Here is a 25,427-nt window from a genome sequence, read left to right as displayed (position 1 = left end):
GGTGCCATGTGGTTACTATGCGCCGACGCGCGGGGGACGCGCGGGGTGCGGGCCTGACCAGGCCCTGGGAGGGGAGAACCACGTGAACGGGCGACCGATATCGGGGGCGTCGGTTGGGCGCAGGAACGGAGTGCTCGCGTCGGCGATCGGCGTGCTGCTCCTCGCCGTCACGGCGTGCGGCGGCGGGGGAACCGGCTCCGGTTCCGGCGAGGGCGACAACAAGGGCAGGGACTCGGGCACCGCGCAGAGCAAGCAGTCCGAGGCGGTCGTCGGCATCACCCCTGAGGACGGGGCGAAGTCCGTCGACACGAGCGGTGCGCTGAAGGTCACCGCGGCGAAGGGGAAGCTGACCGAGGTCGAGGTCAAGGACGCCGAGGGCAGGAAGGTCGAGGGCGAGATATCCGGGGACGGCGCCAGCTGGACGCCGTCCACCCATCTGGCCGGTGCCACCAAGTACACGGTCCACGCGGTGGCCAAGGACTTTGAGGGCCGCACGGCCGCGGAGGACGCGGACTTCACCACGCTGACCCCGGAGAACACCTTCACCGGCACCTTCACCCCCGAGGACGGGTCGAAGGTCGGCGTCGGGATGCCGTTCTCCATCCGCTTCTCCCGGGGCATCACCGCACCGGAGGACGTCGAGAAGGCCATCCGCATCAAGACCGAGCCGGCCGTCGACGTCGAGGGCCACTGGTTCGGCAACGACCGCCTCGACTTCCGGCCGGAGAAGTACTGGAAGCCCGGCACCAAGGTGACCGTCGACCTGAACCTGGACGGCGTCGAGGGCCGCTCCGGCGTCTACGGTGAGCAGGACAAGACGGTGAAGTTCACCATCGGCCGCAACCAGGTCTCCGTGGTCGACGCCAAGAAGCTCACGATGAAGGTCATGCGGGACGGGAAGACCATCAAGACCATCCCCGTCACCACCGGCCAGCCCGGCATGGAGACCTGGAACGGCCAGATGGTCATCAGCGAGATGCTCACGGTCACCCGGATGAACGGCGAGACGGTCGGCTACGGCGGTGAGTACGACATCAAGGACGTCCCGCACGCCGTCCGCCTGACCACCTCCGGCACCTTCCTGCACGGCAACTACTGGGCGAGCGGCGCCTTCGGCAACTACAACGCCAGCCACGGCTGCATCGGCCTGCGCGACGTGCGCGGCGGCTGGGACAAGAAGGTGCCGGCCGCGTGGTTCTTCAACCACTCGATGATCGGTGACGTGGTGGTCGTCAAGAACTCCGAGGACCGGATCGTCGCCCCGGACAACGGGCTCAACGGCTGGAACATGTCCTGGGAGAAGTGGAAGAACTAGGTCTCATCCGCGTACGCCATGAGGGCCCCGGCCGGTGTGACCCACCGCACCGGGGCCAATCCTGTTAGCCCCCGTTAACCTGCTGCCATGACCGTCTCTCTCGAAGTCGCTGAAGGCGTCGGCACGATCCGTCTCGACCGCCCGCCCATGAACGCGCTGGACATCGCCACGCAGGACCGGCTGAAGGAACTCGCCGAGGAGGCCGCGCGGCGCGAGGACGTCCGGGCGGTGGTGCTCTACGGCGGGGAGAAGGTGTTCGCGGCCGGCGCGGACATCAAGGAGATGCAGGCGATGGACCACACCGCGATGGTGCTGCGCTCCCGCGCCCTGCAGGACTCGTTCACGGCGGTGGCCAGGATCCCCAAGCCGGTCGTCGCGGCCGTCACGGGCTACGCCCTGGGCGGCGGCTGCGAACTCGCCCTGTGCGCGGACTTCCGCATCGCCGGCGAGAACGCCAAGCTCGGCCAGCCGGAGATCCTGCTCGGCCTGATCCCCGGCGCCGGCGGCACCCAGCGCCTGGCCCGCCTGGTCGGGCCTTCCAAGGCCAAGGACCTCATCTTCACGGGCCGGATGGTGAAGGCCGACGAGGCCCGCGAGATCGGCCTGGTGGACCGGGTCGTCCCCGCCGACGAGGTGTACGCCCAGGCGCACGCCTGGGCCGCGAAGCTGGCCCAGGGCCCGGCGCTCGCGCTGCGGGCCGCGAAGGAGTCGATCGACACGGGTCTGGAGACGGACATCGACACGGGACTCGCGATCGAACGGAATTGGTTCGCGGGTCTGTTCGCCACCGAGGACCGCGAGCGCGGGATGCGCAGCTTCGTGGAGGAGGGGCCGGGCAAGGCGAAGTTCCTCTGACCTTCCCCCAGGGCTTGCAATTGACGTGGTGTCTGATCCGGGGTCCCTCGAAGGGGCGGTTTATGGGAGCCTTAAGGCAACCTTAAGCGTGCCGGAACGGGAGAGTCCGGCGATTACTCCGGAATTCCACGTTCCAGCAGGTCGGGCGGGGTGTCGATGGCTTCGAAATGCCCGCGGTATATGACGGATGATCGCCGGTTCGCCTTCTGTTCCCCGGGGCGTATTCCCCGGGAACGGCCCCGTCGGGCGCTGCGGGCGGCCATGATGGGGGCATGGCGGGGCTGGAGGGTACGGGACAGCCGCGGGGACACGCACATGCGGCCGCGGCGCGCTGGTCGCCGACCGTCGAGGACGAACACGCGCTCAAAGCGCTGGAGTTGTACGGCAACCCGACGGAGGCCGAGGTCCCGCTGCCCTCCCGCCCGGAGTCCGCTGCCACCGCGAGACGGCTCACCCAGGTCGTGATCCTGCGTCACTGGGGGCTCACCCCCAAGACCACCGAGGACGCGGTCCTGCTCGTCTCCGAACTGGTGGGCAACGCCGTACGCCACACCGGTGCCCGTGTCTTCGGGTTACGTCTGCACCGACGCCGCGGCTGGATCCGTGTCGAGGTTCGCGACCCCTCCCGCGGGCTGCCCTGCCTGATGCCCGTCCAGGAGATGGACATCAGTGGCCGTGGCCTTTTCCTCGTCGACAAGCTGGCCGACCGCTGGGGGGTCGACCTCCTGCCCAGGGGCAAGACCACCTGGTTCGAGATGCGGGTCACCGACCGCTGAGCACGCCCGATGCCTCACCCGGTCGCCGGACGGACGAATCACGCGTTTCCCTCCGGGACGCCCATTAAATGGTGCAATGCGCCCCCATCTCCTCAAGAGCACCCTGGTCGCGGGTGCCGTCCTCGCCGTCCTCGCCGCCTGTGGCACCACTGGTGGGGAACGGGCCCCCGAGGCACCCGGCACCAAGGCCGCCGTGCCCCTCCCGCCCGAGAAGAAGCCCGTGAACGGCCTGCCCGGCATGCCACCCGTCCTGGACCCCGAGGACGTGTACGCGGCCGACCGCCCGAACAAGCTGTCCCCGGTGGTCAGGGACTTCCCGTCCCGGGTCTACGTCCCCAACACCGAGTCCGACACGGTCACCGTCATCGACCCGAAGACGTACGAGGTCACCGAGACGATCCGGGTGGGCCGCCAGCCCCAGCACGTCGTGCCCTCCTGGGACCTGAAGACGCTGTGGGTCAACAACAACCGCGGCCACACCCTCACCCCGATCGACCCGAAGACCGGCAAGGCGGGCAAGGAGGTCGAGGTCCACGACCCGTACAACCTGTACTTCACGCCCAACGGCAGATACGCGGTCGTCATGGCCTCCCTCGACCGCGAGCTGGTCTTCCGCGACCCGCACACCATGGAGATCAGGAAGACCGTCCCGGTCTCCTGCTACGGCGTCAACCACGCCGACTTCTCCCTCGACGGCCGCTACTTCATCGTCTCCTGCGAGTTCAGCGGCGAGCTGCTGAAGGTCGACACCGAGAAGATGGAGGTCGTCGGTCAGCAGCGGCTGCCGTTCCAGGGCGCCATGCCGCAGGACGTGAAGGTCTCGCCCGACGGCAAGAGGTTCTACATCGCCGACATGATGGCCCACGGCATGTGGGTCCTGGACGGCGACAAGTTCACCGAGCCGACCCTGATGCCCACCGGCAAGGGCTGCCACGGCCTCTACGTCAGCCGCGACTCGCGCGAGATGTACGTGACCAACCGCGGCGAGGGCACGATCTCGATCTTCGACTTCACCCAGGGCAAGCTCACCAAGAAGTGGCAGCTGCCCGACGGCGGCAGCCCCGACATGGGCGGCGTCTCCGCCGACGGCAAGGTGCTGTGGCTGTCCGGCCGTTACGACGCCGAGGTGTACGCCGTCGACACCCGCACCGGCACCCAGCTGGCCCGCATCCCGGTGGGCAGCGGCCCGCACGGCCTCGCGGTCTACCCCCAGCCCGGCCGCTACTCCCTCGGCCACACGGGCGTCTTCCGGTGAGGAGCGTCCGGGCCTGTGCGGCCCGTGATCCGGCAGCGCATCGACGAACGCACCCGGGTCCCTGCCCGGTTGCTCGACCGGCTCGGTGACCTGCACGGCCGGACCCACCCGCCCGCAGTTCCGCTCGCCCGGTGCCGCCGCGCCGGAGGCGGCCACGGCCGGTTAACCTGACCACCGTCAGACCTGCGTCACGAGGACGCACAGCACGAGATGAGGGGCGGATCGGTGGCGGACATCGAGGAAGCACGCAAGCAGTTCGAGCGGATCGATACGGACGGTGACGGATTCATCACCGCTGCCGAGTTCAAGGCCGCCCTGGCCCGGTCGGGCGACTGGAACGTCACCGAGTCGGTCGCCGAGGTCGTCATCAAGACCCGTGACCTCGACGGTGACAAGCGGCTGAGCTTCGACGAGTTCTGGTCCTACCTGAACAAGTAGACGCACCGCTCGCGTGCTGTGAGCGAAGGGGCCCGGTCCACGATCTCGGACCGGGCCCCTCGCCGTACCCCGAACACCCCTTCACCTGCCCGGAATAGCCCGCACTCTCCGGCGGTTGACCCAGGTCACGAGAGTCCACCAGGCGCTGTTCATCCCCGGAAGGGCGAGGCGAGGACATGAAGATCGGCATCATCGGAGCGGGCAACATCGGCGGCAACCTGACCCGGCGGCTCACCGCCCTCGGTCACGACGTGTCCGTCGCCAACTCCCGCGGCCCCGAGACCCTCACGGCCCTGGCGGAGGAGACCGGCGCGACGCCCGTGACCGTCGGGGAGGCCGCCCGGGGCGCCGATATCGTCGTCGTCACCGTCCCGCTGAAGGCGGTGCCGGACCTTCCCTCCGGCCTGCTCGACGGCGCGGCGGACGGCGTCGCGGTCATCGACACCGGCAACTACTACCCCCGGCAGCGCGACGGCAGGATCGCCGGGATCGAGGACGACGGCCTCACCGAGAGCCGCTGGACGGAACGCCGGATCGGTCACCCGGTCGTCAAGGCCTTCAACGGCACCTACGCACAGGACATCCTGGACCGCCCCCTCCCCGCCGGCGACCCCGGCCGCATGGCCCTGCCGGTCGCCGGCGACGACGAGGCGGCCAAGCGCAAGGTGCGGGAGCTGATCGACGCGCTCGGCTTCGACACCGTGGACGCGGGCGGCATCGACGAATCCTGGCGCCAGCAGCCCGGCACCCCGGTCTACGGCCTGCGCGACGGCGTGGAGGCCGTCGGGAAGGCCCTCGCGGAGGCGTCCCCGCAGCGCACGCCGGAGTTCAGCGGCTGAGGCACCCCGCCGCTCAGGCGTCCGCGGCCCATCTCCGCAGCGCCGCCCTGCTGTCGAAGGCGGCCACGTTCTTGTCCAGCGGGTCGTCGGTGTACTGGTGGAAGCGCCACCTGGCCTTGATGCGGGGCTTGCCCGCGGCGACGTAGTCGGCGATCCACAGGCCGTCGCCCGCGTAGGAGGTCGTGTCGACGTTCAGCCAGAAGTCTCGGTTGGCGTAGAGGATGACCCGGTTGTCCGGCCGCAGTTCCTTCAGTTTCCGCAGGAACCGGTCCTTCTCGGCGTTGCTCGCGTGCGTCCCCTCACCGGTCCTCTCCCAGTCGACGGCGAGGATGTCGCCCGGCCGGTCCGGGGCCTTGCCGACGAAGTACTCGGCCTGGGCGGTGAGGTTGCCCGGCCACAGGAAGTGGTAGAAGCCGACGACCAGCCCGGCGTCCCGCGCACGCTTCGTCTGGGCGGCCAGTTTCGGGTTGACGTAGGACCGCCCCTCGGTCGCCTTGACGAAGACGAAGGAGAGACCGTCGGTGCTGTAGGAGGAGGACTGATAGGCGCTCACGTCGATGCCGCGCAGCATGGGGGCTCCCTTGGTGCAAGTGGGGCTGAAGTCCCAGCGGGCCGGGGGATGTTGTTATGCCCTGTGACGGTGGCCGTACGCCGGGCGCGAGGGGGCTCGCGCCCCGGCGGTGGTGAGCGCCGGTCGGTCCGAGGGGCGGTGTCAGGGGGTGGGGGAGCCCGCCGGAGCCCGGCTCGCGTCGGCGGCGGGGTCGGTCTCGCGGTCGTCCAGACAGACGTGCTTGGTCTCCTTGCCGAGCAGGAGCGCGATCAGCGTCAGCGCCGCCATCGCCGAGAGGTAGACGCCGACCAGCCAGGGCGAGCCGTCTCCCGCCTCCCACAGCGCCACGGCGATGAACGGGGCGACCGCCGCCCCGAGGATCGAGCTGACGTTGTACGCGATGCCGGAGCCGGTGTAGCGCACGCTGGTCGGGAAGAGCTCGGGCAGGAGCGCACCCATCGGTCCGAACGTCATGCCCATCAGGGTGAAGCCGAGGACGAGCCACAGCACCACGCCGAGCGTGCCGAGACCGATCAGCGGAACCCAGACCAGTCCGAAGACCATGATCGCGGCGGTGATCCAGACCAGCGTGGTGCGCCGCCCGTACCGGTCCGCGAGCGGGCCCGAGACCAGCGTGAACGCGGCGAAGAACAGCACACCGAAGATCATCATGAGCACGAACGTGGTGTAGTCGTACCCGAGTCCCGGCACGGCGGCGTCCTTCGCCGTACGTCCGTAGCTCAGCGAGAACGTGGTCATCAGGTAGAAGAGCACGTAGGTGGCCAGCATGATGAAGGTGCCCAGGACCAGTTGCCTGCCGTGGCTGCGCACCACCGTGACGAGCGGCAGCCGCCGCACCCCGCCCGCCTCGCGGGTCCTTGCGAAGACCGCCGACTCCACGAGCCGGGAGCGTACCCACAGGCCGATCGCGACCATCACCGCGGAGAACAGGAACGGCACGCGCCAGCCCCAGCTGACGAAGGCGTCCGAGGGCTGCGAGGGGTCGGCGCCGGCCGCGGACGGCAGCAGCGCGCCCATGACCAGGAACAGGCCGTTGCCGATGATGAAGCCGAGCGGGGCGCCCAGTTGCGGGAAGGTGCCGTACAGGGCGCGCTTGCCGCTGGGGGCGTTCTCGGTCGCGACCAGGGCGGCGCCGCTCCACTCACCGCCGAGCGCGAAGCCCTGCGCGAGCCGCATCAGCACGAGCAGCGCGGTGGCCGGCCACCCGGCCTGCGCGTACGTGGGCAGGACACCGATGAGGAAGGTGGCGATGCCCATGGTCAGCAGCGAGACGACGAGTGTCTTCTTGCGGCCGAGCCGGTCGCCGAGGTGCCCGAAGACGACGGCGCCGACCGGACGCGCCACCATCGCGGCGCCGAAGACCGCGAAGGACGACAGCAGCGCGGTGGTCGGGTCGCTGCTCGGGAAGAACAGCTGGGGGAAGACGAGCACCGCGGCGGTCGCGTAGATGTAGAAGTCGTAGAACTCGATCGTCGTGCCCATGAGGCTGGCGACGAGCACGCGGGACCGCGGGTTGACGTGCGTGCGGGCGGAATCGGTGGCTGGCATCGCTAGGTCTTTCACGTGTGAAGCATGGGTGATGCAACGATGTCAGCCGTCTTGTTTTCCGGTATCAACGTCTCGCATGCTGAGATGGTCAGCTGGGCAGCCACGCGTCGACGGCGGCCGCCAGTCCGTCCTGGCCGGTGAAGACGTGCCCGTCCATGCCGACGGCCTGCGCCGCGCGGACGTTCTCCTCGCGGTCGTCGATGAAGAGGAAGTCGGCGGGCGCGGCCCCCAGGGCGATGACGCAGTGCCGGAAGGCGGCCGGGTCGGGCTTGGCCGCACCGATCTTTCCGGAGAAGGCGACGTGGTCGAGGTCGTGCAGCCACGACTGGGCGGCGAGGAAGGCGTCCGCGTGGTCCGCGGGGATGTTCGACAGCAGGGCGACCCGGGCGCGCTCCCGCAGGTTCCGTACGTAGGTGACCATGCGCTCGTCGACGCGGGACCAGCTGTCGATGTCGGTGAGCCGCAGCTCTTCGATCGTGTCGGCGTCGGCGGGGCGGGACAGGGCGTGCAGGACGTCGGTCCAGTACGCGGACGCGGTGTGCCGGCCGGCGTCGTAGGGCGGGCGGTGGGTCCAGTAGGCCGTGGTGAAGGCGTCGAGGGCGGTGTGGCAGCGGGCGGCCATCTTCTCCAGGGCGCCCGGGCGTTGGTGGCGGGCTATGACCCCGAAGAGGTCGAAGAGCACGATGCGGCGGCGGTCGGTGGACATGTGGGTGCCGGTTCCCTTCCGGGCTCGGGGTGTTCGGGTCAGTGGCGGTGGGGCAGGGCGCGGGCGAGCGAGTCGAGTGCGGCCAGGGGGTCGGGACCCGCCGGAGCCAGGACGACGCTGGTCGCACCGGCCGCATGGCGGGCCTCGATCGCCTTGCGGGCCTGGGCGGGGGTGCCGGCGATGCTCAGCGCACGGCCCCAGTCGGCGGGCATCGTCCGGGCGAAGTGCCCGGCGTCGGGGCTCGATGCGCGGTGTGCGCGCAGTTCCTCGGCGAAGGGCAGGGGGTCGATGTGCGCGGCCCACTGCGGCTCGCCGACCGATTGCAGGGCTGTGCGGACGCGGGCCAGGGCGGCTTCCTCGTCGTCGTCCACGGCGGCGGCGTCGTAGACGACGATCTCCGGAGAGCCCGCGGAGGCAGCGGAGCCCAGGTTGCGCAGGGAGGCGGTGATGTAACCGGGTGCGGCGGGCTCGGCCAGGAGGAGCCCGTCGGCGACCTCACCCGCCACGGCCTGCGACTTGGGGCCGCGGACACCCAGGATCACCGGGGGGACGAGGTCCGGGATCTCGGTGAGGACCACGCCTTCGCAGCGCACGTACCGGCCGTTCTCGGGGCCGGGCTCACCGGCGATGAGCAGGCGCAGCGCTCTGGCGTACTCCTTGATCAGCGTCAGCGGGCTGGCGGGCCAGGACCCGGCCTGGCGCATCCAGCCGGGCATGCCGTGCCCGATGCCCGCGATGAGCCGGCCGGGATGGAGCTGGGCGAGGGTCGCCAGTTCCATCGCGGCGAAGGCCACGTTGCGTGCGCCGGCGGGCATGATCCCGATCCCGACGGTGAGGTTCGTGGTGGAGGCCAGGACGGTGGCGGCCTGGGCGACACCGCCGCGCCACCCGAGGTCCTCCACCACCCAGACCTGGTCGAACCCCAGTTCCTCGGCGCGCCGGACATACGGCAGCACCTCGCCGACGGGGAGATCGAGCGGCAGCATGACACCGACGCGGCCGGGGGCGGGGCGTGAGAGGGACTCGGGCATCGGGGACTCCTACGGTCGGCTGAGAGCGTGTTCGCCCCGGGCCTCGGGTGAGGCCCGGGGGAAAGAGAGCTTGTGCGGCACGGCTGTCAGGGACCGTGCCGCACAAGCGGTCAGTGGGTGCCGGCCGCCATCTCGGGCCGGCGGGTGCTGTCGTCGGATCCGGTGCGCAGGACTCCGGCGCCCGCGGCGGTGGTCACGCACAGCAGGGTCAACAGCACGAAGGAGTGGTTGAGGGCGACGACGTGGGTCAGCCAGCCGATCACGGCGGGGCCGGCGAGCATGCCGACGTAGCCGAGTCCGGCGACGCGGGAGACGTTGGCCCCGGCGGCGGCGGGATCGGCATGCCCGGCCGCGCTGAACAGCTGCGGGACGCAGCCGGACAGGCCCAGACCGAACAGCGCCCAGCCGGTGAACACGGCCCACATCCCCGGGCCGAGGACCACGAGGGTGATGCCGGCGGCGGCCATGAGGGCGCCGTGGCGCAGGATCGCAAGGGATCCGAACCGGGTGGCGAACCGGTCGGCCAGCAGGCGGCCGACGGTCATGGCCGCGGCGAAGGTGCCGTACGCGAAGGCCGCGGCACCGGCGGACGCGCCGAGCACGTCCTTCATGTGCAGGGCGCTCCAGTCGTTGGCGGCGCCTTCGCACAGCATCACCATCAGCGCCAGGACGGCCAGCAGCCAGACCCGGCCCGCTGTGCCGCCGCGCTCGACGGCCGGTGACGTCCCGGTCTCCTCCGCGAGGCCGGGGCTCTCGACGGCGGGAGCGGCGGGCAGCAGGGCACGTGCCGAGACCAGGGAGATCACCACGCCCACGGCCCCCGTGGCGGCCATGCCCAGGGCCGGGTGCAGTCCGGCGCTCGCCGCGCCCGCTCCGGCGAGGGCGGCCAGGACACCGCCGACGGAGAACGTGGCGTGGAAGCCGGACATGACGGGGCGGCCGTACGCCTTCTCCACGTGCACGGCGTGGGCGTTCATGCTCACGTCCAGGCAGCCGTTGCAGAGCCCGAAGACCAGCAGCGCACCGGCCAGCGTCCACGGGTCCTGGGCGAGACCGGGCAGGAACAGGGTCGCGCCGCAGAGCACGCCGCCGGCGGGCACCACGACGCGGGTGCCGAGACGGTCCGTCAGCGGACCCGCCACCTGCATGCCCACGAAGGCCCCGAGACCGAGCACCACCAGCAGGCCGCCGAGGGTGGCGTGGCTGATGCCGACGCGTTCCTCGATCGCGGGGATGTGCACCACCCAGGTGCCCAGCAAGGTGCCGTACAGGACGAAGTAGACATAGGTCGCCACACGGGCGGCTCGCAGGGAACGTTCCATACCGCCCAGCGTAACGAACATGTGTGATGTTCGGAAATCGTCTTAACGAACAAGTTTGTTGTTCATTTACGGGTGGTGTTCAATCGCGGTATGAGCAACGCAGACCGGCACGGGCTGATCGCGAAGGCCGTCAGGGACTCCGGGGGCGCGACGGTCCAGGAACTCGCGCAGCTGACCGGCGCCTCGGAGATGACCATCCGGCGCGACCTCGACACTCTTGCCGCCCAAGGCGTCCTGGAACGCGTCCGCGGAGGGGCGCGCACCCTGCTGCTCCGGGGCGAGGAGCCCCCCTTCGCGCTGCGCGCCCACGAGTCGATCGACGCCAAACGCCGGATCGCCGCCCGGATCTCCGCCCTCATCGCCGACGGCGAGAGCGTCCTGCTGGACAGCGGCACCACCTGCCTGGAGGTCGCCCGCCTCCTGCGCGAGCGGCCCGTCACCGTGATGCCCCTGTCCCTGCAGGCCATCCACCTGGTCGGTGAGACACCCGGCCCGGCCACCCTGGTGGTGCCCGGCGGACAGCCCCGGGCCGCCGAAGGAGCCCTCACCGGCCCCCTCACCCTGGCCTCCCTGGCCGCACTGCGCTTCGACACCGCCGTCATCGGCTGCTGCGGGCTGACCGCGGCCGACGGCCTGACCGCCTACGACCTCGACGACGCCGCGGTGAAGAAGGCGGGCATCGCCTCCGCCCGCCGCGTCGTCGCCGCCGCCGACGGCAGCAAGCTCGGCCACACCGCCTACGCCCACGTCGGTCCCGCGTCCCTCCTGCACACCCTCGTCACGGACACCACCGCGGCCGCCGGTGAGGTCGCCGCACTCGAGGACGGCGGCACCCTCGTCCAGACCGTCTGACGGACCGTCCGCTCCGCAGGCGCCCGCCGCCCGTGCGGCCGGAATCCCGGCTGCACGGGCGGCGGACGCCCACGGACGTGACGCCGTGTCAGAGGTGCTGCTCGGTGGCGCGGATGCGGTCGTACTCGTCCTGCCGTTCGTCGGTGATGTACGCCGGGATCGGGAAGTCCCACCAGCCGGGCACCCAGGGGCCCGCCGCGTCACGGTCCGTGGGGACCTCGACCAGGGCGGGCGCCCCGGACTGGACCGCCTTGCGCAGCGTCGGCTCCAGGGACGCGGCGTCGTTGACCTTCCACGACTCGATCCCGAAGGCCCGGCCCATGGCCGCGAAGTCGGGGCTGTACGGCGAGCCGTCGGGGTGGGAGAACTCGGTGCCGATGTGCCGCGAGGTCTGCTTGCGCTGGCCGCCGCGGATCGACATGTAGCCCGCGTTGTTCTGGACCACGAAGATCACCGGTGCGTCGGCGGTGACACTCAGGGCGATCTCCTGGGCGGTCATCAGGAAGTCGCCGTCGCCCAGGACGCACACCACGGGGCTGTCGGGCCGGGCGAGCTTGGCGCCGACGGCGGCCGGGACGGCCCAGCCCATGGAGGAGAAGCCACCGGAGGTGAGGTGGGTGCGCGGTGAGTAGACGGGGAAGGTCTGCTTGACCGCTCCCTGGGTGTTGCCCGAGCCCGCGACGATGATCGCGTCGCGCGGGAGCACGTTGCGCAGGGCGCCGAGCGGGCGCTGGGAGGTGAAGGGGAAGCGGTCGCTGTCGCGGCGGCCGGCGAGCTTGTCCTCCCAGTCCTGCTTCAGCTGTGCGAGTTCGGCGAGGTACTCGGAGCGGTCGGCGCCCTTGGAGGGGAGGGAGTCGACGATGGCCGCCACGGCGCGCTGCGCGTCCGCGACGATGCCCACCTCGGCGGGGTAGTTCTTGCCGATCTCGTGCGGGTCGATGTCGATGTGGATCAGCTTCGCGGGCGGGATGGAGAAGCTGACGCCCTTGGCGTAGCTGGAGGCGGACCAGTCGGTGAAGCGGCAGCCGACCGAGATCACGACGTCGGCGGAGCTCGCGATCGCGTTGCCCGTCATCGTGCCGGTCTGGCCGACGCTGCCGGCGAACAGCTCGTGGTCCTCGGGGAAGGCGCTCTTGCCGTTCCACGTGGTGACGACCGGGATCTGCCACTTCTCGGCGAGCGCGAGGACCTGGTCGGACGCCTCGGACGTGATCGCGCCGCCGCCGACCACGATGACCGGCCGGGTGGCCGCGCGCAGCACGTCCACGGCGCGGTCCACGGCCTCCGGGTCGGGATGCTGGCGGCCGACCGGGATGCGCCGCTCCAGGTCGTGGAGGTCCACGTTCGCGGCCTCGGCCTGTACGTCCATGGGGACTTCGAGGTGCACCGGGCCCGGGCGGCCGGTCAGCATGGAGTTGAAGCAGCGGTGCAGGACGAAGGGGAGCTCCTCGACCCGGGTGACGACCCAGTGCCGTTTGCTGACCGCCTCGGCCACCTTGGGGAAGTCGTTCGCCGTGTAGCGGTCGAGTTCCTGCAGCAGTCCGTGGCCGCGCATGTGGGTCGGCGGGCCGCCCGTGACGACGAGAACGCTGGTGGAGTCCGTGAACGCGGTGCCCATGCCGATGACGGTGTTGCTCGCGCCGGCGCCGATGGAGGTCACCGCGGCCTGCGGGCGGCCGGTGACGCGGTAGTAGCCGTCGGCGAGGTGGACGGCGCTCTGCTCGTGGAAGGTCTGGATGAAGGGGATCTTCGACTCGTCGTCGAGGAAGGCGTCGGTCAGTGACCAGATGCCGTGGCCGGGGATGCCGGCGACGACGTCGACCCCGTAGTTGCGCAGGGTCCGCGCGACGATCTGGCCTCCGGTGAGGACAGGCATGGTGTGCTCCCAATCAGCTCGGTTCGAAGGGGGGTCAGGCGTCCTGACGGGCGGCCCAGGCGAAGCCCTGGGTGCACAGGCGGGTGACGTCCGGGTTCTGGAGGTCGTCGAGGTCGTGTCCGACCGCGCTGTAGAAGACGCGGCCCCGTCCCCAGGTCCGGGTCCAGGCCTGGGGGATCGTCTTCCCCTCCAGCCACGGCAGGTGTTCGCCGGTGAAGGTGGACTCGGCCAGGACGTGGTTGTTGGGGTCGACCGACATGTAGTACTGCTCCGAGGCGACCCGGAAGTCCCTCACACCGGCGGTGATCGGGTGGCCGGTGTCGGTGAGGGTGACCTCGTAGGGGTACTTCACGCCTTCGCCGGCGGGGTGTTCGAGGAAGCTGCCGCCGATGAGCCAGTGGTACTTCAGGCTCGTGCGGAACGCGGCGGCCGCGCCGTGCCAGGCGGCGATCCCGGTGCCGCTTTCCACCGCCCCCAGCAGGTTCGACTCCTGGGCGGCGGTCAGGCCCTCGGACAGCAGGGCGTTGTTCCAGTTGAGGGCGATGAGGTCGTAGCCGGTGAGGTCGGCGTCGAGGGAGAAGATGTCGTTGGTCTCGTCGACGTCGAATCCGAGGCTCTTGAAGATCGGGAGGGCCCATTCCTCGGCCACCTGGTAGGGCTTGTGCCCCGGCCAGCCTCCGTACAGATACAGAACGCGGGTCATGCGGTGCTTCCTCCGGTCGTACGGGACAGGGCTGCGGCGCGGCTGCGCAGACGCTCGGCCACCTCCATGGCGTCGCCTTCCGGCGCGGTGGACTTCCGCTCCGGCTTCATGACCAGCAGGTACACCAGGCCCACGGCCGAGACGACGAGGAAGCCGACGAGTGCGATCCAGCGGTCCAGGAGCGGGGTCGAGGAGTCGCCGGTGGGCATGGCGAGCAGAACCATCCCGAGCACGCCGTAGACCAGGGCCGCCACGTTGACCAGGAAGCCCCAGCGGCCCAGCGTCCAGGCTCCGGCGGGACGCCAGCCCTTCAGGCGCATCCGCAGCGCGGCCAGTACGACCATCATGAACGCCGCGTATCCGGCCAGCATCTGGAACGCCGCGATCTTGGTGAGGGAGTCGGGCGAGTAGTAGACGAACACGAAGAGCAGCAGCGGAAGGACGTTCACGGCCAGCAGCGCGTTCAGGGGAACACGGTGCGTGCGGGAGATCTTCGAGAAGACGCGGGATCCCGGGAACATGTCGTCGCGGGCGAAGGAGAAGACGATCCGGCTCGCGGCGGCCTGCTGGCTCATCACACCCGCGATGAAGGACGTCATGATCACCGCGAGCACCACCTTCGTGCCTATGGTGCCGACCGAGCTCTGCAGGATCGAGGGAATCGGGTTCGTGTCCTTGCCCGAGAGGATCGAGGCGAGGTCCGGAGCCGCGAGGGCGTAGCCGACGAACGCGAGCAGCGCGGCCACTCCACCGACGGCCACGGTCAGCTGCATGGCCCGCGGGATGCTGCGGGAGGGGTTGGGAACCTCCTCCGCGATCTCGCCGCACGCCTCGAAGCCGTAGAAGAGGAAGAGGCCGACGAGCGAGGCGGCGATGAAGGCCATGACGTAGCTGTCATGGGTGGAGCTGCTGGCCTCGAAGAAGATCGAGACGGAGTTGTGCCGCTCGAAGACCAGCAGGTAGAGGCCCACGACGACGATGCCGATCAGTTCCGCTGCGAGTCCGATCTTGGAGATCAGGGCCAGTGTCCTGGTGCCGAAGCAGTTGCAGATCATGCAGACCACGGTCACGCCGATCGCGATCCACAGGCGCTGCGCGGGGGTGGAGCTGATGGCGGGCTCGGCAGCGGTTCCGGCGAAGAGGCTGGCAGCGAAGTCCGAGCTGAACAGTGCGGTGCTCGTGATGCCGATGGTGATGCAACAGATGTACGTCCACGCGTTGAACCAGGCATAGCGCCCGTTCCAGAGCCTTCGGACCCATTGGTAGAGCCCGCCCGCGAGCGGGAACTGCGAGACGACCTCTCCGAAGACCAGCGCGACCAGGAACTGCCCGGCCCCGACGATGCCGATCCAGAAGATGGACGGTCCGCCGGCGGTCGCCAGACCGATCGCGAAGAGGGCCACGACGCCCACGAGGGGCGAGAGGTACACGAAGCCCAGGGCGAAGTTCCCCCACAGGCTGACCTTGCGGTCGAACTTCTGCTCGTAGCCGAGTACGGCGAGCATTTCCGCGTCGGCGGCCGACGAGACGGGACTCGGGGCCCCGCCCGAGGGGCCGCCGGGGGTGGATGTGGGCGCCGCGTGCGCCTCGTTGTCCGTAGCTGACATGACGATCTCCGTGGGTCGAGGGGGAAATGCTCCTTGTCGAACGGCTGCCGTACCGCGTCCGCGGTCCGGCATAAGTCGCGATGGGTCATCGCGGTTCAGCTCTGCTCGAAGGTGTGGTCGGTCCAGTCCAGCCGGGCCGATCCGTAACGCGCGGCGCGGACGTCTCCCGAGCGCGCGTGTCCCTCGAAGTTCTCGATGCGCGAGGCCCTGCCACAGATCTCGCCGAGCCGGGCACTGGACCCGGAGTCCCTGATCTCCTGATAGGTCATGGTCTTGAGGTACTTGCCGACCCAGAGGCCGCCGGTGTAGCGGGCCGCCCCCAGGGTGGGGAGCACGTGGTTGGTGCCGATGACCTTGTCGCCGTACGCGACGCACGTCTTGTCCCCGAGGAACAGGGCGCCGTAGTTGCGCATCCGGTGCAGCGCCTCGCGGGGCTCGGCGGTGAGGATCTGGACGTGCTCGCTGGCGTACTCGTCGGCGAGGGCGTAGGCGGCGTCCAGCGTGGGGACCACGATCACCTCGCCGTGGTCGCGCCAGGCGGGCCCGGCGACGTCCCCGGTGGGCAGGTCGGGCAGCAGCTTGTCCACCCAGGCGATGGTCTGCCTGCCCACCTCCTCGGACGTCGTGATGAGAACCGTCGGGGAGTCGGGTCCGTGCTCGGCCTGGGACAGCAGGTCCGTCGCCACCACGAACGGGTCCGCGGTGTCGTCCGCGACGATCAGCACCTCCGTCGGTCCGGCGAAGAGGTCGATCCCGACCTCGCCGAAGAGCTGGCGCTTGGCCTCCGCCACGTAGGCGTTGCCGGGGCCGGCGAGCATGTCGACCGCGTCGATCGTCTCGGTGCCCAGCGCCAGGGCGGCCACGGCCTGGACACCGCCCATGACGTAGATCTCGTCGGCGCCGGCGAGGTGCATCGCGGCGATGCTGACGGGCGGCGGCGCGCCCCGGTCCGGCGGAGTCGTCGCGGCGACCCGCTCGACCCCTGCGACCTTGGCCGTCAGGACGGTCATGTGGGCCGACGCGGTGAGGGGGTAGCGACCGCCGGGCACGTAGGCGCCGGCCGCGCCGATGGGGATGTTGCGCTGCCCCAGGTACACGCCGGGCAGCGTCTCCACCTCGAAGTCGGTGAGGGAGTCCCGCTGCGCCTGGGCGAAGCCGCGGACCTGCTTCTGGACGAACCGCAGGTCGTCCAGGACCGTCTCGGGGACGGCGGAGACGACCGAGGCGATCCGGTCCGGACCGAGACGGTAGGACTCCGGGCTCCAGTCGTCGAACTTCTGCGACCAGCGGCGCACGGCGGCGTCGCCGTTGGCCCGTACGTCGGCGATCACGTCCGCGACGGTCTCGACGATTTCCGGACGGCTGGTCCGCGACGTCTTCACGGCGACAGGAGCCTTGATGGTCTTGTGTTGTGCTGACACTGCGCACTCCTTGCACGGGGTCGTGCCTGCGGGCTTGCCCTGAAGTCTGGGTAAACGCGAGGTAGGACGACAGGCACAGTGTGTGCAATATTGGCCGGGCATTCTGCACACACCGAGGTCGTGGATCATGGCTCAAGTCCTCACTGTTCGCGCCGCACTGCAGCTCGAGGTGTTCACGCGCACCGCCGTGCGTGTGTATGCCGGGGAAAGGAATCTGGACCGTCCTGTGCGCTGGGTGCACACCGGTGAGATCCCGGACATCCACCGCTTTCTCACGGGTCAGGAGATGCTGCTGACGGCCGGCCTCGGCATGGGCGCGACGCAGCTCGAGCAGCGTGCCTTCATCCGGCGGCTCGCGGACGCCCACGCGGCCGTCCTCGTCGTCGAACTGGCCGGGCGCATGTTCGACTCCATGCCGGAGGCGGTGATCGAGGAGGCGGAGGCGGTCGGCCTGCCCCTGGTGGGACTCGCCGACGAGATCCCCTTCGTCGAGACGTCGGCCCAGGTCCACGAGGTCCTGGTCGGGATGCGCGTCAAGCAGCTGATCGCCGAAGAGGCCACCAGCCAGGCGTTCATGGACCTCCTCCTGGCGGACGAGGACTACGTCGGCGTGGTCAGGGAACTGGCCCGTCGCACCGGGCACCCCGTGGTGCTGGAGGACGTCGCCCACCAGATGCTGGCGTACGGAGGCGCGACGCAGGAGGCCGACCGGATCGTGGACGAGTGGAGCGCGCACTCCAGGGCGATCCACGAACGCCACACCTCGCTCGCGGCGCAGCGCCCCGAGGTCCCGACCGCCTCGGCGGCGTCGTTCCGCGAGGTCGCGCCGTGCGCCCGTCAACCCGTGGTGCTCCGGGGCGAGTCGTGGGGGTGGCTGCACCTCCTGCACGGCGGGAGGCAGCCGAGCCCGCCCGAACTGCGCACGCTGGAACGAGCGGCCGCGGCCGTGGCGATCTCGCTGCTGAGCGAGCGGGAGAGCGGCGCCCGTGCGTCCCAGCGCCAGACGGCGCTGCTCAACCGGCTTCTCCTCGGCGACGTCACGGGAGAGCGGTTCGTCACCCTCGGCCTGGCGCTCGGCCAGGACCTGCGCGGGCGCGAGCTGATCGTCGTCACGGCATGGGCGGGGGACGAGGAGCCCACGAAGGACCACCTCCTCGCCCGCCTCCTGGAGGAGGCCGGCTGGCCCGCCGTCGTGGGCGACACCGGAGACTTCGACGTGGCGGTCGTGGGCCTGCCCACCCGCGCCGACGCCGGCCGGGTGCAGACCCTGCTGGCCGATCACGGGGTACGGGGCGGCATCAGCCGCATCGTGGAGCCGGCGGTGCTTCCCCTGGCGCTGCGCCAGAGCCGCAGCGCGGCGTCCGTCGCCGCGGCGGCCTCGACCACGGAAGTGCGTCACTTCGACGATCTGGGAGCCCTGCGCCTGCTGGTCGCCCTCTCCGAAGGCCCCGAGCTCAGGCGTTACGTCGAGGACGAACTCGGTCCGCTCCTGGAGCACGACGCACTGGCGAAGAACCCTCTGCTGCCCACCCTCCGCACGTTCCTCGACTGCGGTGGCAACAAGGCGCGGGCGGCGGAGGAACTCTTCATCCAGCGCCGCACCCTCTACCACCGCCTCGACAAACTCTCCGAGATCCTCGGCCTCGACCTCACACAGGTCAGCAATCAGCAGCGACTGCAATTGGCCGTGCGCGGAAACGACCTGCTGCGCAAGCCGACGCTGCGGCGGACCTGACCCGCGGCGGGCCGGGCCGCTGCGGCGTCAGTCCTTCGTCGCCCTGGCGAGGGACGGGGCGATGCGCAGGGCGTTCGCCCCGATCGTCAGGGCCGGGTTGAGCGCCGCGGAGGACGGGAAGAACGACGAGTCGGTCACCCAGAGGTTGTCGACGTCATGGCTGCGGCACAGAGGGTCCAGCACACTCTCCGCCGGGTCGTGACCCGCCACCGCGGTTCCGCACATGTGGGAGTTGGTCTCGATCCCCATGCGCTGGGTGAAGATCAGCGGATAGCCGGCCTTGCGGACCGCCCGGGTCACCCGGCGGACGAGTTCGTGGTGGGGCGCGAGGTTGGTCGGCGTCCAGTCGATGAGAATGCGGTCGCCGTCCACGCGTACGCGGTTGTTCCGGGACGGAAGGTCCTCGGTCGTCAGGTAGATGTCGAGGCTCCTGGCCGCCATGAACTTCAGGGCCCAGGTCGGTGCCCAGGGCCGCGCGGGCTTGAGCATGGGGGCCTGCAGCTTGCCCAGCATCTGGAGGTTGCCGAGCGGGAAGCGCGTGCCCGGTCCGGCTTCGTAGAAGTCGTTCAGACCGAGGGTCTTCTGCCACTGCGTGGGATTGGTCCGCAGCGGGTTGACCCCGACGAAGAACGTGCTGTTGTGGACCATGTAGTTGCGGCCCAGCAGTCCTGAGGAGTTGCCGAGACCCTCCGGGTGCGCGTCGTCGGCCGAACGCAGCAGCAGCGCGGCCGAGTTGACCGCGCCTCCGGCGAGGGCGAAGGTCCTGGCGTTGATCCGGACGGTACGGCCCGCGTGCCGGGCCTCGGCGGCGACGACCCTGCGGCCGTCGGGGGAGGTGATCAGGCGGGTGATCTGCGCACCCGTGAGGATCTTCACGCCGTCGCGCAGCGCGGGCAGGAGGAGCCGGTTCTCGGCGTCGGACTTCATGCCCGTCTCGTCCGGACAGCCGTCGGCGGCCGTCACGGCGGCACGGTCGGCCTGCGTGCTGATGTTCAGGGCGTTCGGGGTGTGGAACGGGTGCAGACCCTGTCCGCGCAGCGACCGGGAGAACCGCTCGATCTCCGGTTCGTGCTGAAGCGCCGGGTAGGGGTACGGCTTGGAGCGGGGCGGCTCGGTCGGGTCCTCGCCGGTCTGCCCGTGCACCTGGAGCAGCTGCTCCATGACGGTGTAGAAGGGCTCCAGGTCGTCGTAACCGAAAGGCCAGGCACGCGAGACGCCCTCGTGGTGTTCCACCTCGGTGAAGTCACTGCGCCGGAAACGGGGCAGCATGGCTCCGTAGAAACGGGTGTTTCCGCCCACCCAGTAATACACACCCGGTGCGAACGGCTTTCCGGTGCTGCCGTCGTACCAGTAGCCGGCGTTCTTGTACCGGCCCTTGATATACATCTCGGCCGGCTGCGAGTTCTCCGGTTCACGGGGAAGGAAATGGCCGCGTTCGGCGACGAGTACGTCGAGACCGGAGTCCTTCAGCGCCCAGGCCAGCGAGGATCCGCCCATGCCGGAGCCGATGATCAGGACATCGGTGCTGATCTCCTCGGCGGTGCCGACTGAAACGAGGGACTCGGGCCGGAGCTCCGGGGGAGTGTAATCCTGACGGACCGGGTGGGACATGAGTCGGAATCCCCTTGGGTGCTCGGGTACGGCGGAGGTTCGAGGAGAGCCTAAACAGCGGCATGAATGCAGCACATGCACGGAATGGGTAATGACTGCCGCCCCGGTTGCTCACTTCGTGCATGTGCTGAGCGGGCCCGGCGTCTCTAGCCTCTCCAGGAACCAGCTCCAGGGAGGCGCAATGGGCAGGGAATCGTATGACTACATCGTCGTCGGGGCCGGCTCGGCCGGCTGTGCGCTGGCGGCCCGGCTGTCCGAGGACCCCGATGTCACGGTCGCGCTGATCGAGGCGGGGCCGCCGGCCAAGGGCCGCCTCTTCGAGATACCCGCGCTGTTCTCGCAGCAGCTCAAGACGGCGTTCGACTGGGACTTCGAGACGGAACCCGAGCCGCGACTCGGCGGGCGCCGCGCCTACCTGCCCCGCGGCCGGGCGATCGGCGGCACCAGCTCGATGAACACGATGCTGTACGTCCGCGGCCACCGCTACGACTACGACACCTGGGAGCGGCTGGGGAACCCGGGCTGGGGGTACGACGACGTCCTGCCGTTCTTCAAGAAGTCCGAGGACAACGAGCGCGGCGCCGACGACTTCCACGGCGTCGGCGGCCCCCTCACCGTCAGCAACCCCCACTCCGTCCACCCCCTGCTGACGGCATGGGTCGAGGCGGCTCAGGACGCGGGCCACACGTACAACTCGGACTTCAACGGAGCCGAGCAGGAGGGCGTGGGCTACCACCAGGTCACGCAGCGGAACGGCCTGCGGTGCAGCAGCGCGATCGCGTTCCTGGAGCCGGCCGCGGGGCGACCGAACCTCACCGTGCTTCCCTCGACGACCGCTCTGCGCCTGAGCTTCGACGGCTCACGGGCCACCGGCCTGGAGGTCGATCACCTCGGCACCGTACGGACGATCCACGTCGACCGGGAGATCGTGCTGTCCCTCGGGGCCTACAACTCGCCCCACCTGCTCCTCCAGTCGGGCGTCGGGCCCGCCGACGAACTGACCGCGGGCGGCATCACCCCCCTGCACGACGTGCCGGACGTCGGCAGGAACATGCAGGACCACACCGGGTGCTTCATCAGCTTCTTCAGCGACACCCAGCCGCTCCTCGGACCGGACACCACCGCGGAGGAGCGGCTGCTGCGCGAGCAGGGCACCGGCCCGATGGCCTGGAACGAGACCGGCGGCTTCTTCAGCTCCGGCGACGACGTCCCGGCCCCGGACATCCAGGTGCACGCCGCGCTGGGCATCGTCCGTGACGAGGGTCTGGCCGCGCCGCTCGAGCCCGGAATGTCGTTCGGGCCTTACGTCGCACGGCCCGCAAGCCGGGGCTGGGTGCGGCTGCGGCACTCCCACCCGTACGCCAAGCCGCGCATCTTCCACAACTACCTGGACGACCCCGACGACCGCCGGCGGCTGCGCGAGGGCGTCCGCCTGTGCATGCGCATCGCCCGTGAGCAGCGGCTGACGTCCCTGCTGCGGTCGGACCTGCGCGGGGCGGCCGACGCCGGTCTCGCCCCGCTGTCGGACGGCGACCAGGCCATCGACGACTTCATCCGCACGCAGTCGTTCTCCTTCTACCACCCGTCGGGCACCTGCATGATGGGCAAGGTCGTCGACCACGAGCTCCGGGTCCGGGGGCTGGAGAACGTCCGGGTGGCGGACACGTCGATCATGCCGACCCTCGTCACCGGGAACACCAACGCCCCCGCCATCATGATCGGGGAGAAGGCCGCCTCGTTGATCCAGGCGTCGGCAGGCTGAGCCCGCCCCTCAGCACTCGATGATGTTCACCGCCAGCCCGCCCCGGGCCGTCTCCTTGTACTTGACGGACATGTCGGCGCCGGTGTCCTTCATCGTCTTGATGACCTTGTCCAGGGACACCTTGTGGGAGCCGTCACCGCGCATGGCCATGCGGGCGGCCGTGACGGCCTTGACCGCCGCCATGCCGTTGCGTTCGATGCAGGGGATCTGCACCAGGCCGCCGACCGGGTCGCAGGTGAGGCCGAGGTTGTGCTCCATGCCGATCTCGGCGGCGTTCTCGACCTGCTCGGGCGAGCCGCCGAGGACCTCGGCGAGGGCGCCGGCGGCCATCGAGCAGGCGGAGCCGACCTCGCCCTGGCAGCCGACCTCGGCGCCGGAGATGGAGGCGTTCTCCTTGAAGAGCATGCCGATCGCGCCCGCGGCGAGCAGGAAGCGGACCACCCCTTCCTCGTCGGCGCCCGGTACGAAGTTCACGTAGTAGTGCAGGACCGCCGGGATGATGCCGGCGGCGCCGTTCGTGGGCGCGGTGACGACCCGCCCGCCCGCGGCGTTCTCCTCGTTGACCGCCATGGCGTAGAGGGTGATCCACTCCATCGCCAGGGCCAGCGGGTCGCCCTCGGAGCGCAGCTTGCGCGCGGTGTTCGCGGCCCGGCGGCGCACCTTGAGACCGCCGGGCAGGATGCCCTCCTGGGACAGTCCGCGCGCCACGCAGTCCCGCATCACCTGCCAGATCTCCAGCAGGCCAGCGCGGATCTCCTCCTCGGAGCGCCAGGCCCGCTCGTTCTCCAGCATCAGCGCGGAGATGGACAGGCCGGTCTCCTCGGTCAGGCGCAGCAGCTCGTCACCCGTGCGGAAGGGGTACTTCAGGACGGTGTCGTCGAGCTTGATGCGGTCGGCGCCGACCGCGTCCTCGTCGACGACGAAGCCGCCGCCGACCGAGTAGTACGTCTTCGTCAGCAGCTCCGCGCCCGAGGCGTCATGCGCCCACAGCGTCATGCCGTTGGCGTGGTAGGGCAGGGCCTTGCGGCGGTGCAGGACCATGTCGTCGTCGAAGGAGAACGCGGTCTCGTGCTCGCCGAGCAGGTTCAGCCGGCCGCCCGACTTGATCGCCTCCACCCTCTCGTCGGCGCTCTCCACGTCGACCGTGCGCGGCGAGTCGCCCTCCAGGCCGAGCAGCACCGCCTTGGGCGTGCCGTGGCCGTGGCCGGTCGCACCGAGCGAGCCGTACAGCTCCGCGCGGACCGAGGCGACGGACCCGAGGAGCTCCTCGTTGCGCAGCCTCCGGACGAACAGGCCGGCCGCCCGCATCGGGCCGACGGTGTGGGAGCTGGACGGGCCGATGCCGATCGAGAACAGGTCGAAGACCGAGATGGCCACGGGGGAACTCCTGACTACGGGGGTGGTGCAGAGGGGGTGGGTGCCGGGCCCGCTTGTGGCGGGCCCGGCACCCGAAAGGTTTCTTCTTTACTTGTTCAGACCCGGGTACAGCGGGTGCTTGTCGGCCAGGGCCTTCACCCGGGCCTTGAGGGCATCCGCGTCGTAGGACGGCTTCAGCGCCTCGGCGATGACGTCCGCGACCTCGGCGAAGTCCTCGGTCTGGAACCCGCGGGTGGCCAGGGCCGGCGTGCCGATCCGCAGACCGGACGTCACCATCGGCGGACGCGGGTCGTTCGGGATGGCGTTCCGGTTGACGGTGATGCCCACCTCGTGGAGCCGGTCCTCGGCCTGCTGACCGTCCAGCTCCGAGTGGCGCAGGTCGACCAGGACGAGGTGCACGTCCGTGCCGCCGGACAGGACGTCCACGCCCACGGCCCGGACGTCGTCCTTCACCAGACGCTCGGCCAGGATGCGGGCACCGTCCAGCGTACGGCGCTGGCGCTCCTTGAAGTCCTCCGAGGCCGCGACCTTGAAGGCGACCGCCTTGGCGGCGATCACATGCTCCAGCGGGCCGCCCTGCTGACCGGGGAAGACGGCGGAGTTGATCTTCTTGGCCAGTTCGGCCGTGGAGAGGATCACACCGCCGCGCGGGCCGCCGAGGGTCTTGTGGGTCGTGGTGGTGACCACGTGCGCGTGCGGCACCGGGTTGGGGTGCAGCCCCGCCGCCACGAGCCCGGCGAAGTGTGCCATGTCGACCATCAGGTAGGCGCCGACCTCGTCCGCGATCCGCCGGAACTCCGCGAAGTCCAGCTGCCGCGGGTAGGCCGACCAGCCGGCGACGATCAGCTTCGGCCGGGACTCCTTGGCCAGCCGCTCCACCTCGGCCATGTCGACCCGGCCGTCGTCGCCCACGTGGTAGGCGACGACGTCGTAGAGCTTGCCGGAGAAGTTGATCTTCATGCCGTGGGTCAGGTGCCCGCCGTGCGCGAGGTTCAGGCCCATGATGGTGTCGCCCGGCTTGAGCAGCGCGAACATCGCCGCGGCGTTGGCCTGGGCGCCCGAGTGCGGCTGGACGTTGGCGTGCTCGGCGCCGAACAGTTCCTTGATGCGGTCGATCGCGATCTGCTCGACCACGTCGACGTGCTCGCAGCCGCCGTAGTAGCGGCGGCCCGGGTAGCCCTCGGCGTACTTGTTGGTGAGGACCGAGCCCTGCGCCTCCATCACGGCGACCGGGGCGAAGTTCTCCGAGGCGATCATCTCCAGCGTGGACTGCTGGCGGTGCAGCTCGGCGTCGACCGCCGCGGCGACGGCCGGGTCGAGCTCGTGCAGGGGTGTGTTCAGGACGGACATACGGCTCCCTCAGCCCGCGGAGAACGCGGTGTACTCGTCGGCGGAGAGCAGGTCGCCCGGCTCGTCCGTGACCCGCACCTTGAACAGCCAGCCGCCCTCGAAGGGGGCCGAGTTCACCAGCGACGGGTCGTTCACCACGTCCTCGTTGACCTCGGTGACCTCACCGGAGACGGGGGAGTACAGGTCGGACACCGACTTGGTCGACTCCAGCTCGCCGCAGGTCTCACCGGCGGACACGGAGTCACCGACCTCGGGAAGCTGGACGAACACGACATCGCCGAGCGCGTTGGCCGCGTGCTCCGTGATGCCGACCGTCGACACGCCGTCCTCGGCGGCCGACAGCCACTCGTGCTCCTTGCTGTAGCGCAGCTCGTTGGGGTTGCTCATGGCCTGGATTCTCCTGTACGCGCGGGAGTGCTGTGGAAGGGGGGACTGCTGGTGAGCTGGGACGACGGGCACGGGGTCACTGCCGCGGCC

At 70.2% G+C, this 25,427-nt stretch carries 21 protein-coding genes and 1 pseudogene; 9 read left to right on the top strand and 13 right to left on the bottom strand.

Annotated elements, in window-relative coordinates; translation table 11 throughout:
• Window positions 1-130: 130 nt before the first annotated feature.
• The 6 genes and pseudogenes from AB0F04_RS26940 to AB0F04_RS26915 form a co-directional block, all read left to right on the top strand.
• Complete coding sequence (locus AB0F04_RS26940) at window positions 131-1,315, top strand: Ig-like domain-containing protein (RefSeq protein ID WP_362045462.1); 1,185 nt, start codon at window positions 131-133, stop codon at window positions 1,313-1,315.
• Between the two features lie 87 nt (window positions 1,316-1,402).
• Window positions 1,403-2,170 carry an enoyl-CoA hydratase-related protein gene (locus tag AB0F04_RS26935; protein ID WP_362045459.1) on the top strand — a complete coding sequence of 256 codons (768 nt, stop codon included), beginning with the start codon at window positions 1,403-1,405 and terminating at the stop codon, window positions 2,168-2,170.
• 206 nt (window positions 2,171-2,376) lie between these two features.
• The gene (locus AB0F04_RS26930) at window positions 2,377-2,946 is read left to right on the top strand and encodes an ATP-binding protein (RefSeq protein ID WP_362045536.1); all 570 of its coding nucleotides are present in this window, start codon (window positions 2,377-2,379) and stop codon (window positions 2,944-2,946) included.
• A gap of 76 nt (window positions 2,947-3,022) precedes the next feature.
• On the top strand, window positions 3,023-4,201 hold the full coding sequence (locus AB0F04_RS26925; RefSeq protein WP_362045456.1) for a YncE family protein: 1,179 nt from the start codon (window positions 3,023-3,025) through the stop codon (window positions 4,199-4,201).
• Window positions 4,202-4,426: 225 nt separating this feature from the next.
• Window positions 4,427-4,639, top strand: a complete 213-nt coding sequence (locus tag AB0F04_RS26920) for an EF-hand domain-containing protein (protein WP_362045453.1) — start codon at window positions 4,427-4,429, stop codon at window positions 4,637-4,639.
• A 164-nt stretch (window positions 4,640-4,803) separates the two neighbouring features.
• Window positions 4,804-5,478: pseudogene (locus tag AB0F04_RS26915) on the top strand (NAD(P)-binding domain-containing protein); the annotation flags it as partial.
• A gap of 13 nt (window positions 5,479-5,491) precedes the next feature.
• Here AB0F04_RS26915 and AB0F04_RS26910 read toward each other — a convergent pair.
• The 5 genes from AB0F04_RS26910 to AB0F04_RS26890 form a co-directional block, all read right to left on the bottom strand.
• A complete protein-coding gene (locus AB0F04_RS26910) occupies window positions 5,492-6,049 on the bottom strand; it encodes a glycoside hydrolase family 25 protein (RefSeq protein ID WP_362045450.1) in 558 nt (185 codons plus the stop codon).
• Between the two features lie 141 nt (window positions 6,050-6,190).
• Complete coding sequence (locus AB0F04_RS26905; protein WP_362045447.1) at window positions 6,191-7,597, bottom strand: MFS transporter; 1,407 nt, start codon at window positions 7,595-7,597, stop codon at window positions 6,191-6,193.
• An 88-nt stretch (window positions 7,598-7,685) separates the two neighbouring features.
• Window positions 7,686-8,303 carry an HAD family phosphatase gene (locus AB0F04_RS26900; RefSeq protein ID WP_362045444.1) on the bottom strand — a complete coding sequence of 206 codons (618 nt, stop codon included), beginning with the start codon at window positions 8,301-8,303 and terminating at the stop codon, window positions 7,686-7,688.
• A gap of 38 nt (window positions 8,304-8,341) precedes the next feature.
• Window positions 8,342-9,334, bottom strand: a complete 993-nt coding sequence (locus AB0F04_RS26895; protein ID WP_362045441.1) for an LLM class flavin-dependent oxidoreductase — start codon at window positions 9,332-9,334, stop codon at window positions 8,342-8,344.
• Window positions 9,335-9,444: 110 nt separating this feature from the next.
• Window positions 9,445-10,656 carry an MFS transporter gene (locus AB0F04_RS26890; RefSeq protein WP_362045439.1) on the bottom strand — a complete coding sequence of 404 codons (1,212 nt, stop codon included), beginning with the start codon at window positions 10,654-10,656 and terminating at the stop codon, window positions 9,445-9,447.
• Between the two features lie 90 nt (window positions 10,657-10,746).
• Between AB0F04_RS26890 and AB0F04_RS26885 the strand changes: the two genes are divergently transcribed.
• A complete protein-coding gene (locus AB0F04_RS26885; protein WP_362045436.1) occupies window positions 10,747-11,508 on the top strand; it encodes a DeoR/GlpR family DNA-binding transcription regulator in 762 nt (253 codons plus the stop codon).
• 88 nt (window positions 11,509-11,596) lie between these two features.
• On the opposite strand, the gene AB0F04_RS26880 is transcribed toward AB0F04_RS26885, so the two are convergent.
• From AB0F04_RS26880 to hisD, 4 genes are all read right to left on the bottom strand, one after another.
• Window positions 11,597-13,384, bottom strand: a complete 1,788-nt coding sequence (locus tag AB0F04_RS26880; RefSeq protein WP_362045433.1) for a thiamine pyrophosphate-binding protein — start codon at window positions 13,382-13,384, stop codon at window positions 11,597-11,599.
• 34 nt (window positions 13,385-13,418) lie between these two features.
• A complete protein-coding gene (locus tag AB0F04_RS26875) occupies window positions 13,419-14,087 on the bottom strand; it encodes a ThuA domain-containing protein (protein WP_362045430.1) in 669 nt (222 codons plus the stop codon).
• Complete coding sequence (locus AB0F04_RS26870; protein WP_362045427.1) at window positions 14,084-15,694, bottom strand: amino acid permease; 1,611 nt, start codon at window positions 15,692-15,694, stop codon at window positions 14,084-14,086. Before AB0F04_RS26870 ends, AB0F04_RS26875 begins: the two co-directional genes overlap by 4 nt.
• Window positions 15,695-15,789: 95 nt before the next feature.
• Window positions 15,790-17,115 carry a histidinol dehydrogenase gene (gene hisD / locus AB0F04_RS26865; RefSeq protein ID WP_362045424.1) on the bottom strand — a complete coding sequence of 442 codons (1,326 nt, stop codon included), beginning with the start codon at window positions 17,113-17,115 and terminating at the stop codon, window positions 15,790-15,792.
• Window positions 17,116-17,242: 127 nt separating this feature from the next.
• Here hisD and AB0F04_RS26860 point away from each other — a divergent pair, with 127 nt between their 5' ends.
• Window positions 17,243-18,850 carry a PucR family transcriptional regulator gene (locus AB0F04_RS26860; protein ID WP_362045421.1) on the top strand — a complete coding sequence of 536 codons (1,608 nt, stop codon included), beginning with the start codon at window positions 17,243-17,245 and terminating at the stop codon, window positions 18,848-18,850.
• Between the two features lie 27 nt (window positions 18,851-18,877).
• Here the strand turns inward: AB0F04_RS26860 and AB0F04_RS26855 are convergent, their stop codons facing one another.
• Window positions 18,878-20,461, bottom strand: coding sequence for a GMC oxidoreductase (locus AB0F04_RS26855; protein ID WP_362045418.1), 1,584 nt, complete (start codon window positions 20,459-20,461; stop codon window positions 18,878-18,880).
• Window positions 20,462-20,642: 181 nt separating this feature from the next.
• On the opposite strand from AB0F04_RS26855, the gene AB0F04_RS26850 reads away from it, so the two are divergent.
• A complete protein-coding gene (locus tag AB0F04_RS26850; RefSeq protein WP_362045415.1) occupies window positions 20,643-22,223 on the top strand; it encodes a GMC family oxidoreductase N-terminal domain-containing protein in 1,581 nt (526 codons plus the stop codon).
• 9 nt (window positions 22,224-22,232) lie between these two features.
• On the opposite strand, the gene AB0F04_RS26845 is transcribed toward AB0F04_RS26850, so the two are convergent.
• The 3 genes from AB0F04_RS26845 to gcvH all read right to left on the bottom strand — a co-directional run bounded on the left by AB0F04_RS26845 (window position 22,233) and on the right by gcvH (window position 25,337).
• Entirely contained in the window at window positions 22,233-23,600 is a 1,368-nt protein-coding gene (locus AB0F04_RS26845) for an L-serine ammonia-lyase (RefSeq protein WP_362045412.1), read from the bottom strand.
• 87 nt (window positions 23,601-23,687) lie between these two features.
• A complete protein-coding gene (gene glyA, locus AB0F04_RS26840) occupies window positions 23,688-24,950 on the bottom strand; it encodes a serine hydroxymethyltransferase (RefSeq protein ID WP_362045409.1) in 1,263 nt (420 codons plus the stop codon).
• A 9-nt stretch (window positions 24,951-24,959) separates the two neighbouring features.
• Complete coding sequence (gene gcvH, locus AB0F04_RS26835; RefSeq protein ID WP_234845364.1) at window positions 24,960-25,337, bottom strand: glycine cleavage system protein GcvH; 378 nt, start codon at window positions 25,335-25,337, stop codon at window positions 24,960-24,962.
• Between the last annotated feature and the right edge of the window lie 90 nt (window positions 25,338-25,427).

This window comes from Streptomyces sp. NPDC029041, assembly GCF_040637515.1.
Taxonomy (GTDB): Bacteria; Actinomycetota; Actinomycetes; order Streptomycetales; family Streptomycetaceae; genus Streptomyces.
The sequence above is the reverse complement of the archived record's forward strand: the minus strand, read 5'-3'. Positions and strand labels throughout refer to the sequence as shown.